Source organism: Pullulanibacillus pueri (assembly GCF_014639255.1).
GTDB classification, from domain to species: Bacteria; Bacillota; Bacilli; order Bacillales; family Sporolactobacillaceae; genus Pullulanibacillus; species Pullulanibacillus pueri.
Map to the genome: position 1 here is coordinate 107,877 of NZ_BMFV01000004.1, position 12,877 is coordinate 120,753.

Annotated in this window: 11 protein-coding genes; 2 read left to right on the forward strand and 9 right to left on the reverse strand. The window is 38.0% G+C overall.

Going from position 1 to position 12,877, the window contains the following annotated elements; genetic code table 11:
* Positions 1 to 323: 323 nt before the first annotated feature.
* Together IEV91_RS04310 and IEV91_RS04315 are read right to left on the reverse strand one after the other, a co-directional pair.
* Positions 324 to 1,460 (reverse strand): GntR family transcriptional regulator, encoded by a 1,137-nt coding sequence (locus IEV91_RS04310; RefSeq protein WP_188496175.1) that lies wholly within the window; start codon positions 1,458 to 1,460, stop codon positions 324 to 326.
* A gap of 71 nt (positions 1,461 to 1,531) precedes the next feature.
* Positions 1,532 to 4,537, reverse strand: a complete 3,006-nt coding sequence (locus tag IEV91_RS04315; RefSeq protein WP_204871263.1) for an alpha-mannosidase — start codon at positions 4,535 to 4,537, stop codon at positions 1,532 to 1,534.
* 254 nt (positions 4,538 to 4,791) lie between these two features.
* On the opposite strand from IEV91_RS04315, the gene IEV91_RS04320 reads away from it, so the two are divergent.
* Positions 4,792 to 5,451: an HAD family hydrolase gene (locus tag IEV91_RS04320; RefSeq protein ID WP_188496176.1), complete on the forward strand. Its 660-nt coding sequence runs from the start codon at positions 4,792 to 4,794 to the stop codon at positions 5,449 to 5,451.
* A 10-nt stretch (positions 5,452 to 5,461) separates the two neighbouring features.
* Here the strand turns inward: IEV91_RS04320 and IEV91_RS04325 are convergent, their stop codons facing one another.
* Positions 5,462 to 6,280 (reverse strand): metallophosphoesterase family protein, encoded by an 819-nt coding sequence (locus IEV91_RS04325; RefSeq protein WP_188496177.1) that lies wholly within the window; start codon positions 6,278 to 6,280, stop codon positions 5,462 to 5,464.
* A 254-nt stretch (positions 6,281 to 6,534) separates the two neighbouring features.
* Between IEV91_RS04325 and IEV91_RS04330 the strand changes: the two genes are divergently transcribed.
* A complete protein-coding gene (locus IEV91_RS04330; RefSeq protein ID WP_188496178.1) occupies positions 6,535 to 7,752 on the forward strand; it encodes an MFS transporter in 1,218 nt (405 codons plus the stop codon).
* A 299-nt stretch (positions 7,753 to 8,051) separates the two neighbouring features.
* Here IEV91_RS04330 and IEV91_RS04335 read toward each other — a convergent pair whose 3' ends face one another.
* The 6 genes from IEV91_RS04335 to IEV91_RS04360 all read right to left on the reverse strand — a co-directional run bounded on the left by IEV91_RS04335 (position 8,052) and on the right by IEV91_RS04360 (position 12,782).
* Positions 8,052 to 8,798: an aminoglycoside phosphotransferase family protein gene (locus IEV91_RS04335; RefSeq protein WP_188496238.1), complete on the reverse strand. Its 747-nt coding sequence runs from the start codon at positions 8,796 to 8,798 to the stop codon at positions 8,052 to 8,054.
* A gap of 5 nt (positions 8,799 to 8,803) precedes the next feature.
* Positions 8,804 to 9,520 (reverse strand): DUF2161 domain-containing phosphodiesterase, encoded by a 717-nt coding sequence (locus IEV91_RS04340; protein ID WP_188496179.1) that lies wholly within the window; start codon positions 9,518 to 9,520, stop codon positions 8,804 to 8,806.
* A gap of 137 nt (positions 9,521 to 9,657) precedes the next feature.
* Positions 9,658 to 10,182 carry a DinB family protein gene (locus IEV91_RS04345; protein ID WP_188496180.1) on the reverse strand — a complete coding sequence of 175 codons (525 nt, stop codon included), beginning with the start codon at positions 10,180 to 10,182 and terminating at the stop codon, positions 9,658 to 9,660.
* Positions 10,183 to 10,295: 113 nt separating this feature from the next.
* Positions 10,296 to 10,904: a transglutaminase-like domain-containing protein gene (locus IEV91_RS04350; protein WP_188496181.1), complete on the reverse strand. Its 609-nt coding sequence runs from the start codon at positions 10,902 to 10,904 to the stop codon at positions 10,296 to 10,298.
* A 235-nt stretch (positions 10,905 to 11,139) separates the two neighbouring features.
* Positions 11,140 to 11,673 carry a GNAT family N-acetyltransferase gene (locus tag IEV91_RS04355; RefSeq protein WP_188496182.1) on the reverse strand — a complete coding sequence of 178 codons (534 nt, stop codon included), beginning with the start codon at positions 11,671 to 11,673 and terminating at the stop codon, positions 11,140 to 11,142.
* Positions 11,674 to 11,849: 176 nt separating this feature from the next.
* Positions 11,850 to 12,782 carry an aminoglycoside phosphotransferase family protein gene (locus IEV91_RS04360; RefSeq protein ID WP_188496183.1) on the reverse strand — a complete coding sequence of 311 codons (933 nt, stop codon included), beginning with the start codon at positions 12,780 to 12,782 and terminating at the stop codon, positions 11,850 to 11,852.
* Between the last annotated feature and the right edge of the window lie 95 nt (positions 12,783 to 12,877).

Consider the following 12,877-nt stretch of genomic DNA (forward strand, 5'->3'; position numbering starts at 1 on the left):
TATAAGCATTCGCTTGAAAGGTACTCCAACGTCACATGTATGCTTCTCTTTAACGAAATTGCTATCATCACCTGACTGGAGGTTAAAGTGTTTTTCCTTCTAAGCCCCTTAGACATTCTCTTCCTGGTAATCAGGCAAAGCGAAAACCATAAGTGATATGTTTAATATATCACTTATGGTCATAGATGTAAATGACTTTTCGGAAAATTTAACTATCAAAATAAAAAGACGAGAGATCGCGCTTTGACTAGAGATGGTGGGTTAAATTTCGTCATAAAAAAACCCGCGCCATTTCATCCAAGAAAGCACAGGTATATAAAAAATTATAGGGCTACTGTTGAGTTTTTCACGACGAGTTCTGGCTTTATCATCACTTTTTCATAATGATTTTGGTAAAACTCCGGATTTTCTATTACTTTTAATAAAATTTCTACACTCTTTCTCCCCATTTCTGTTTCAAACTGATTGACATGAGTAAAACCACCAATATCGTCGTAAAATGGGATGGGATCATCAAAGGTTACGATTGATAAATCATCAGGAACTTTTAAATTCATTTTTAAAGCGAGTGACTTAATATACAATCCCAATCTTGCGTTTAGTGTAATAATTGCGGTAGCAATATTATTTTTCAAATAACGATAGAGAGGATCCTTCTCATCTATTTTTGAATAATCAATATTAAATTCTGTAAGAATTAAGCTTGGATTAATTAATGCCTCTCTCTTACGCAAGGCCTCCATATAACCTGAGATCCTATCTGAGACTGACATCGTTGGAAGCGGTGAGTCTGAACATATCGCAATATTGCGATGGCCTAAGTTCCATAGATGATTGACAGCTAGCTCTGAACCCAAATAACTATCTGAACTCACAACATGCGTCTCAACACCAGGTAAATAACGATCGATTAATACAAAGGGAAACTTATTCATTTTCAATGCCAAAATTTCCTCGTTGTATGTTTCTGCATCGACAGGGAAGATAATCAGACCTTTCGCCCCTTTTTCAATCAGTTGTAAAATCACTTCTTCTTCTTTTTCCTTTGAATTATCTGTTATCACAATAGCAAGATGATAATTTTGTTTTTCAAGCGCTTTCCTAATCCCTTGAATGATTTTAATGGCAAAAAAATCTTCAAGGGTGGGAATGACTAATCCTATTAAATTTGCCGATCTAGTCGATGTTCGGGTCTCTTCGTGCTTTTCAAGGTCAGAAGTCGTCTCATTGTTAGGCTGCGCCTCACTTACAAAACTTCCCCGACCAGGAATTCTATAAATCCTTCCTTCTTTTGCCATTTCCGCCAAGGCATTAGCCACTGTTATTCTGCTAACATTAAATTGTTCCATCAATTCTTTTTCAGTCGGTATTTTTTCGTTAGGTTTTAGTTTTCTCTCGGCAATTAATTGTTTTAAATGCTCTTGTACTTGGACATATAATGGCTGTCTTTCATTATTCAAAAACCCACCCCCTCTTTTTATAAAATTATAGCATTTATATCATTTGGATGAAAGAAAAGGGACTTTACCAATTAACCGTGAGTTCGCGTTTTGATCTTAAGTGTTTTAATTTCAAAGGGAGAAAAATTTAAAGCTAATCTTCCCCCAAAGTGATCCACGCTGCCGATTATTTGTTCCATTAAATCCGTTTCTAGAACTGACTCAAGCTCCATATCCAATGCTAATTCAACGGTGGCGTGAGTGCCTGCCGTTTCATAAAGTCTCACGATTAATCCTTTACCGTCTTCAGCTTGTTTAATGGTTTCAATCATGACAGTTTGGGCATTTAACTCTATAAAGGAGCGCGAAATACGTCCAGGCAAAGAATCATCTGTTCCCTTTAGCTCTATAGACTGCGTTGGAATATTTATTTCGTATCCTTTTTTATAAACTTCAGCTTGGACTAAATCCCCAGCATGTGGGTATAAACAATAAGTAAATTCATGTCCTGCTTGGTCTGCCACTGGATCAGGGTAGCTCGGACTTCTTAATAAATTCAGATCAAGAATGTTGTTATGGACTCTATGTCCGTATTTTGAATCATTTAATAAAGCAACACCATAATTAGGCTCTGACATATCAATCCAATGATGGGCCACGATTTCATCCTTAGCAAAATCCCATTGTGTATTGCGGTGTGTTGGCCTCTTAATATAACCGTACTGTATTTCACAATTCACAGTTTCGCTGTGGACATTAACAGGAAAAGAAGTCCTAAGCATTTTTTCATTTTCACGCCAATCGACCGAAGTTTTAAACTCAATGAGACGACTTCCTGATGTTAACCTTATTGTTTGTTTAATCGTTGACGAACCATAGCTGTAATGATTGACCACCATCACATAGGGTCCTTCTTTTAGAGTTTGTGTCTTTTTAAGTGAAGGCTGCATGGCTTTGGTTTCATGATAATTCGTTGGAAAATCCCAGGCGTCACCAGTATCATGGTAAATTTTTAACACATTAGCAGATCCTATCAGACATTCGCGTTTATTTTCCTTATCATAAATAGATTTAAGAGTCCCATCATTACTAAAAGTAACACTTAATAAGCCATTTTCCAAAAGCTGTTCTTTAGCCACTAATTCTTGGTCCTCTTGGCGATCAACATTAGTCTTTTCATCAACAATGGTGTACCCCATCGCGGGTATCAAAATATTTCGCCATTGCCCTTCACGCTTGATCCATTCTCGTCTTTCCCAAGGTAGTGAATTAAAGAGATACAATCCGGGTCGCCCAATAGTCTTCGCTAAAGTTTCATAGTTTTGATGAATCCGAGTTCTTACCTGTTCCAATAATTTTTCATAGCGTACTATAGACTCTTCATAGACACGTGTGATGGATGAGCCAGGTAATATATCATGAAATTGATATAATAATACTTCCTTCCAAACCGTGTCAATATCTGTTTTGGGGTAGTCGATCTCTTCATAAACGGAAAGGAGTGATGAAGAGAATTCGAATTCACGCAACGCTGTTTCTATTTGGCGATTATATTTCTTGTTTCTTGCTTGAGTCGTCAACGTCCCCTGGTGTTTTTCTAAGTAGAGCTCACCACGCCAGGTTTTATATTTATCACGCTGCTGATTCAACTTTTCAAAAAAGTGAATAGCGTGTTCCTGTACAACTGGTGAAAGCCCTAGAAGGTTTTTTTCTCGCCTTAAGCGCTCTAAATGCTCTTCACCGGGTCCACCCCCACCGTCTCCAATACCAAAAAGCATTAAGGCACGATCCGAAATATTTTTATCCTTATATTCTTTTTCAATTTTAACAATGGATCTTGGAGCGGCTGGACTATTATAAGTATCTTCAGGAGGCAAGTGTGTAAGTACCTTACTTCCATCAATCCCCTCCCATAAGAAGGTGTGGTGAGGATGATCATTATAAGTACTCCAAGATAATTTTTGGGTCATGACATATTCTACACCAGATTTCTGGAGGATCTGAGGGAGACTTGCTGTGTAACCGAAGATGTCAGGCACCCAAAGCACTTTCATTTCTTGATCAAATTCCTCTTTGAAAAATTGTTTTCCATATAGCACCTGACGAACAAGAGCTTCACCACCGGATATATTCGAATCAGGTTCTACCCACATCGCTCCCTGAACTTCCCAACGCCCTTCTTCAATTCTTGCCTTTATTTGCTTGTAAAGTTCTGGATAAGCCTGCTTAATCCACTGATACAATTGGGGTTGGCTGGCCCCGAATATATAATCAGGATACTTTTCCATATTTCTCAGCGCTGTTGAAAACGTACGCGCCCCTTTTCGGATTGTTTCTCGTATTGGCCAGAGCCAGGCCAAATCAATATGGGCATGACCCACTGCACTTATTGTAAGTTCTGAATCGCCATTCTTTTTATCTAATTCCTTTTTTAATAATTTTCTTGCTTCAGCAATAGCGGAATCATCCCATTCGACTAGTAATAAAGAAGCATCGTAAAGCGCTTGAAGAACTCTTGCTTTTCGTACTGATTGCGTCTCTAGTTCTTCTGCCAACTCTAGCAATACTTCAACATCGTAATATAGACTCTTAATCTCTTCGTTGCAAATAGCTATATCAGCCTCTTTCAAGGTTCCACTTCTAAAATGGCCAAAAAGATCATTACATCCCGCGTCCGCCCAAAAATCTATAGTTTCGCCATCAGTCAATATATTTTGAAGGTCAACCACCCTTTTCCCAGGCTTCCCAAGAGAATAATCAAATTCAGAATTCACATTTGTCAGACCTTGTACGGGTATGCCATTCTTATCAAAAATACATAATTCGCCATTAACATCAATTAACAAAACCAGGTTTTGACTACGAGACCCTTCTGGAATCCTTCCTTCAAAATGAAACCACGCACAATCCCAGAGTTCTCCCCATTTGTCTCCCGGTTGTAAACGAAGAGGCGAGCCACTTTCTCTATCGTCATAGGGCACAGGCTCTTTCGTCACCCAGGCCTGGACCTGGAGTGGAGAGATTTTTTTATATATTCTTTCCGCGATTTGTTCCTTCATCTTGTTTAGTGTTCTCAAGGAAATTTTTTCGTATGGCACTAATCGATTCACCCCATTAATCTCATTGGATATATTGAATATTTCTAATTATAACTAATATAACACTCCCTACAAATTTATCAACTCTTTCTATCTGAATTTTTTATTATCTTTTATATAACCCTATTTGCCTGTTACCAGTCTTAAACCTCTTAGTTTTTACTAAAATAAAAGTTAACCATAGCTGCAATCCAAACGTCTAGATAGTATGATAGACACCGGAGAAGATAGACACTTCTAAAAGGAGAATAATCATGAAAAGAGATACTGTCCTATTTGATCTTGATCAAACCTTGCTTGATAAAAAGCAATCTTTGTACAACTTTTCCCGCTATCAATTCAATAAGTTTTCATTATCTCGATTTATCTCTCGTGAGCAAGATTTTATTGAAAAGTTTGTAGCACTTAATATGATTGTTCTTCCAAAAGATCAAGTATATAAACAGCTAGTGGCTTCCTTTGACATAGAGGAAGACTTACTCCCTATGTTGCTTAAAGATTTAAATCAAAATTTCCACTTACATTGTGTGGGGTATGAAGGACTTCATTCCATGCTGGAAGTCTTGAAGAGCAAGCACTTCAAATTAGGGGTAGTGACGAATGGAAGAGATTTTTATCAAAGAAACAAAATAGCCTCCTTAGGCATCGATCAATATTTTGATACGATCGTGACATCGGGTTCGGTTAATATAAGAAAACCTGATCACGCTATTTTCAAGTTGGCTCTAAAAGCTCTAAATACATTGAGTGAGAAAGCTGTATTTGTGGGTGACAATTTAGAAGCGGATATTATCCCGGCAAAAGCACTTGGAATGTCTACCGTTCACATGGGGGGACACAATGCTCATCCCTGTGTTGACGTTACCTGCGCTAATTTAAATGACATTCCGAGAATCATAGAATCATTTGGCTAAAGGATTAGGCTTACATTTGATATTTCCCAAATAGAGTATGCTCAAGCGCAATGGTTTTCTTCTGTGCATTTATGTCTATGATCACTGCATGCAGTTCCTGACCTTGTCCTGGATTCACGGAAACGGTCTTTCCAATTCTTTCAATCCATTGTCCTGACAGATGAGGTGATTCATGGATATGACCATGTAATGTTAATAAGGGTTGCTCTTTAATAATCTTATTTCTTACAGCTTTACTTCCTACAAAACGGCCATTATGAATAACATCTAACACTCCACCATAAGGAGGCGTGTGGATGACCCATATAGCATTCAAACCAAAGAACCCTTGAATTTCTTCTTCGATACTCGGTAATTGATTTAAATAGTCTTCAGAAATCGTGTTGGGTGCATTTTTATTGTTTAAAATAAAGGCATTGGAGTCAATTTTGACATCATCAAAACGTAAATCTCTTCTTTCAAAGTTTTTCAATTTAAAAGGACTCGGGGGTGTGTAAGGGAGACCGTGGATTGATATTGATTCATCAATATAACACGGATGTCTTTCGAGAAAATAGACTTCTAAGTTGTGTAACGATATCTTAAGCTGTTCATAGACGTTACTTAAATCAACGTTTCCAGCAATTAAATAGACGGGTATTGATAATGAATGAATGAAAGGAATGAAGAACACCTCCATAAAGACAAATTGCTCATTGGGATTTATTGTATATTTAAAATAATCTCCACCTAAAATAAGCGCCTCTACATTCATCTTTTGTACATATTTCCTAAGTTGAATATAGTGATCTTTATTTCCATGTAGATCTGAAGCATAGACTAGCCTCATGACGGAACCCCCATTCGCTTTCACGTTTTTAGAATATTTAAAATGGCCTATATCCTATCATACAGTATACCTAAAGACCGATGACATTTCATAACTTATGACTGCATGTATGAAAGCGACTCCTTTTGACGCTAAAAAGTTATCGTGTTATAATTCTAAAAAATGTTTATTATTCGGAAAAGGAGAGTTTTGTCCAGTGTGATCCACTTGTTTCCCACTTAGCAAATTAAATAATAAAGGGGATTCGAGTACAGATGGATAAGCGCTCTTTTCACTATCTATGGATCGGTCAATCATTTGCTAATTTTGGAGATGTCATGTATACAGTGAGTGTCATTCAATTGATTTATATGTTTACTCACTCGGCATTTTACATGTCTCTCATCCCATTCTTGATCACTGGATCAATGTTTTGTTCAGGAATGATGACACCTCTTCTAATAGACCGCTTTTCTTTGAAATTTTTGTTGGCATATTCGCAGACTTGTAAAACGTTACTCATCCTTTGTATGGGCTTTGGCTCACAATTGGGTGTGTTTTTTATTTTTTCGGTGGTTGCTTTTATTGGGCTTTTAGATGGTTGTGCAATTCCATGTAGAAATGCCCTGATTCCCCATTATGTGCCTGAGCATAGACTTGTCAAAGCAAACAGTTTACTCGCCACACTTGATCAGTTCATTCGCCTCGGTGGCTGGCCACTTGGAAGTCTCTTAGTCACCCAATGGTCATCACCTCTTGAAAGCCTCTGGGTTATCTGCTTTCTCTATGTACTCGCTTCAATAGGAATGTTTTTATTACAGTCTGTTAAAGTAGAGAAGGCTGAGCATGTGAAAAAAATGGCTCAATCATTATCTGAGGGCTGGACGATGGTTTGGCATACACCTTTTTTGCGGACAATAGCGCTCATGGATATCCTTGAAAACATTGCCGCTGTTGTCTGGATAGCTGCGATTATCTACATTTATGTTGAAGATGTACTCGGAGTGAGTCAGCAATGGTGGGGTTATATTAACGGTCTTTTCTTTGGTGGCCTTATGCTCGGTGGCCTTTTTTGCTTAAAAAACGAGAAATTAATCGAAAAGCACTTAAGCCTGTTTTTAATGATTGGTATTTTTTCAACACTCTTCGTGGATTTCGTTTACGGAATAATAAGTTCACTGATCATTGCCTTGAGTTTGTCAGGAATTATGGGGCTCTTTGGACAAATGAAAGATATCTCACAGCAAGTCGTTATTCAAATGAAAATCGATAAAAATAAATTGCCCAAAGTCTATTCTGTTCAAAACACACTCATTACAGGGACCTTCGGAGTCTCAACCGTTATCTTGGGTTATTTAACGGATCTTGTGGGTGTACGTCAAATCTTCCTTTTAGCTTCCACTTTAATGCTTTGTGTGTTTATTATTTTTTACAAGCATCGGCAGTTTTTTACACTTCCCTCTGAAGCCGATAAGGAAAGGGATATTAATTAGGTACTCATCACTCATGAGTAAATGGACGAGTGACCGTTTGGGTGATCGTCCATTTTTATGAATTGCTAAATATAAGCTGAATACTTAATTGTTTGACTGCTGTACACCTAATATGATAAATCTCTATACTGTACTGATTAATTTTCTTTTGAATCTAAGCTCTCCCTAAAAGGCTTGGCTCCCACTATGCCTTAATGGGAAAGGTCGAAGCTGTACTTATTTCCGAGGAGTTATACATTCTGACGTTATAACAAAAGGCTGTTCCTGTTCTCCCGTCCTCACTTGAACTTTTTGAAACATTAATCACAGTACTGATTCACAATAGCTATAAGACGCTCACTATTTTCTGAAGAGACGTTTTCAGATAATCTAGCACCGGCAAGGATAGGGGCCCATTCAAGGAACGCTGCCCTTGGCAATCCATTCATTTTACAACACATTTGTAAATACCGTTCAGCTAATTCACCTGAGAATTGCAAATACAAAAGATAGGTTCGATAGATGTCGGCACATGGATTCCCTGCACTCGCATCGACCCAATCTATGATGATGACTTTATTTTCTGACATAATTAAATTAAAGAGGTGGAAATCTCCGTGGCAAAGATGATTTCCAACAGTCATAGATTCCAATCTTTTTAGTAAAAAAGATTGCTGCCTTTGACTGAGCATGAGGGCTGATTCAATTTGCCGACGCAATTTTTCCTTCATAGGCTCAAATGAATCTGCACGAATCTTATGAATTTGTTGTTGCACTTCGACGGACAGAGTCAAGTAATGGTCGGTTCGTTCCTTATTTTCCATTATGAGTTCACCTAAAGTTCTACCCTCTATACATTCCATGATTATCGCTTGCTTCCCGTCTATTTTCGTAACATCTAAAATTTTGGGAACAGGCAGTCCGCATGAATAAGCATACTGTTGTTTATTAGCTTCATATGAAGCCTCTGTATCAGGCAAGTCATCATTAAAAAGTTTGATAATCTTATGATCATAAAGATAGATTTTCGCCGTATTCCCCTTTGCGATCGGGTCTCCTAAATGTATTGTTCTCACTCCTTTGGATGTAATCCTTTCAAGTAATAGTTCACAAGGTCTGGATATTCTTTCACCTCTTGTTTTCCCTTCTCATTAAGGACATAGATCCCCCTCCTGATTCTTTCAAACCAACGGTAATAATTTTTGGTCAAAATAGAAGAGGTTTTCTTACCTGTCCCCATTTCTATTAATGCTTTCGGAGACAATGGACCATGCTGATCAAGGTAAGTGGCAATTTGGATACAATTTTCCTTGTAGGCGGTCATGATTTTCGCTCTATTCATTCCACCTACATTGTAATCCGCGCTGCGCCCATCAATTTCTTTAATGATACTCGCTCTCTTTGCCTTACTTTTTCGACGGCTAAACGTTGATGGGTGAAAGAGAATCTCAGCTTTTGCCCGTTTTCCTGAAAAAGAAACGACAATCAAACCAAGTTCTAATCGGCGCACTAAATGGCACTTGTCTGCCCAACGCTTTGAATTCAATCGGTGTTTCGGTTTGGGTATCGCAATATAAACACAGTCAGTGATCCGTTGACGTTTAGTCGCCTGAATCAGTAAATCGACACTAAGGTTAAGCTTGAATTCAACTAAAACCAATGCATCATCCTTGACTGCCGCGAGATCACAATCTTTAACTTCGCTATAAACCTCGTAGTTTTCATTTAAAAAATAGTTCTGAATGGGTTTGTATAAATCGACTTCCTTTAGCTTATTTTCTTCTTTCATATGTAATAATTTTCTCCTTGCAGACTGCCTTGGTATAAGTATAAGAAACATTTTCAGTGCCTTAATAAGGACCGGGCATGCATTTTCGCCCAGTTTTTCTTAAAATGGCTAATCATTCGTCACTTTCTTCATTTCTTTTATGAAGTCGAAGTGGCTATTAATCGTTTGAGTGTTCGGATTTGTCCTCGATGGTTAATCTCGTCTTCCATGACATGAAACCAGAGATAGTAGTTATTATAAGCAACACCATTAGGCCAATAGCTTTCCTCTAATAACCATTCGTCCGTTTTGGTTTGTAATATTTGTAATGTCTTTTTTCGAACTTCCGATAATTGTGAGAGATAATAATTCCCTGAAAATCCTTTTATTTCTCGGCGGGCTTTTTCTCCTAAAGTAAGAGCGGTCCCCCACTTCGCATATTCTTCATCAGTGAAATCCCTCTTTTCAAATGAAATCACTTGATGGACAGCTTCAATGGCGGCAATATGTAAAAGCAAAGCTCCTATGGTATTCCCCTTTTCATCACTTAAAAAATCGAGATCATACGGAGTTAAATCTGCAATCTCACTTAAAGTCACCTTTCGTGAGTGGGTCAGCATAGAAACAAGACTCCCAATATTCTCTGTATAACCTTCTTGAGTCATAATTCTGTAGTCGATCATTCTATTCCCCCCTTCTTCATGATACTTATAACACTACCAATATAAAAAAGGAAATAAAGTCTAAAATTCAACATCATAAAATAGTATAATGGAAGTGACCACACTGACATTCACTATATCTCTTGTGGTAAATGATACCTATACATCTCTTGAGCGTCGCTATGCGCTTTTAAAACAGCGACAGTTTTCGGATGGGGATGGCAGTAAATCACATTATAGTCCTTCTCGTCCACAGCTTCGTTTACGCGGAAGGCGAGCTGTTCGTCATTTAGAGAAAATTGGGCATTCACCCCAGGTTTATTTCCACGGGCATCTAGCCTAACCCAATGCTGAAGCTCTTTCAAATAAACGGCATTTAAAGCATGAATGCAATACCCTTTTTCAGGGACATCAAATAACATTAAACGTTGATAACAAAAGCCTGTCGGAATGCCTTGTGAACGCAATAAAGCGGCAAGCAACATCGCTTTCGCGTAACAAATGCCTTGCTTATGAAGTAAAACATCAGAAGCCTTTGCTGTTACGATCGTTCCTTGGATGTCATACGAGTGGGCAATGTCATCTCGAACATACTCAAAGGCTTTTCTCGCCTTCTCAATGTCTGTCTGGTAAGGATTAAAAAATCTCCTAACCTTATCTTGAATAAGGGGATGAAAGTAATTGACTTCTGGCGTTTCCTTTAAATAGTCTTCGAGTTTGATGGATTCAATAACAAATTCCATTATAGCTAACCTCCTTTTTATTGTTCAGCTGTTTTTTCTCAAGTCATTAATTGAAGGAAATTGCGACGTAAATCATAAATCACCGCTACGGAAATACACTCCGCTTTCCTTAGTCCTGTGGGCATGAGGAAAGCGAGCGACCTGGAGCGGAGATCTACACTATTAGCTCGGAAAAGTATCACCTTGCAATTACGTCGCAATCTATATCAATTACAACAAACGAAGCGAAATGAGTCTATTGTTTATTAAGTTCAATCCAGTACCTTCTCACGACATTTCCGTCTTCTTCGATAAAATCAGTGTCTCTGATACCGCCGTTATTGAGAATCGTTTTTTCAGATCCAATGTTGTCTTCATCACAACAGACTAGCACCTTATTTAATCCAAGCACTTTACATTTTTCCAGTGATAAAGCCAATAATCGTGTGGCATAGCCCTTTTGCCTTTGTGACCGCCTTATCCCATAGCCAATATGACCACCATATTGATATAATTTTTCCGTCAGATCATGACGAATGTTGACTACACCAATGATGTCTCTATTTAGGTTAATCAGCCAAAACGTTGAGTCAGGTACCCAGCCTGGCTTTAGATTTGTCCCCTTTTTAGAATCCTGTAGCCACTCAACCATCGCTTTGAAATCCTTGGGATCTTTGCTAATGACCCAAGGGATCATGTCCTCGCCACTTTCCTTCCACTCTTTATAAAATGCAAGATATTGCTCCTGAAGTTCTTCTGTAGGCTCAATTAAAGATAGATGGTCTCCCATTAAAATGCTCCTTAAACGTTTAAATTTATAATTAAATTGTATTCTTACAGCATTTATCACTTTTGTCTACAAAATTTTAAAATTTAAATAAAAAAGTCCATAGCTCTATGGACTTTGAACCTTTGCGGCTTATTCCTACCCTCATTCCATGTGACCATCTTAAAACAGATAAAAACTCAAGCTTCATATGGACCTTTAAATGTTTGAGTGTATTTGATACATAGATAAAGACACCTGTGTAGTGCTTCTAAGCTGTTTATTTGATCGACTGGACCAACTCTCTGTTCAATAATATCTCCGCCAAAGTCATGGATCAACAAGCCATTAAAACAAAGGTCGGTGATTGCATCAACCGTATAATCGCCGAAATAGCCCTGCATATAGGCTTTATTAAATTGGAATAACTCACATACGATTAAAGCTTGTTCATAAACTGCTGGCGCTAATACGGCATCAGCAAAATCAATGATCGTTAACTCTTTTTCAGGGGATAATAAGATATTGTCTCCATTTAAGTCGCCATGGACAAAGACTTTTTCTCCAAAATCATGAGAAGAAATATAGTCTAACCGCTCTCTTTTGAATCTCTCAGCATATTTTTCCCAGCGTTGTTGTCTATTTTCTCCATGAATTACGTCGATTTGATTAAAAGCGTCACAGGGTTGATTTAATGTATTTGTGATGACGCGCAGTCTCTGCCCTATTGCTACCTTCTGCTCAAAGGTTAAAGTAGGGCTTAATTTATTGAATTCAATGCCACTCTTGTATTCCATAATAAGGTATGAAAAGCGATATTGAACTTGTAAGGCACCACATGTCATGAGCTTTGGTACAGAGACACCTAACATCGTCGCCCTTTGCATTGCAAAAACCTCTGTTTCAAAATCTACAGTGCCATCAAATCCAGATTCCTCAGGAGCAAAGATTTTGATCACATAATCTCCGACTCTAAAGACAGCGTGAGTCCCAGGCGTACACCGCTCTATTTTCGACAATGGAAGGTTTTCTTCAGCAAAGATATGTCTAATCAACGGTTTAAAGGTAGAAATGGATTGAAATACCTTTCCCCATGAAGACCATCCATTTATTTCGGCCGTAAATAAGTTCATATTCCCTTTTCTCCTCATCGTTTATTTGAAGGTTTTATCCATTCGATCTTCCATCCCTTCACCCATCCAAAAAAACTCTCTTGAATGTCAACAAT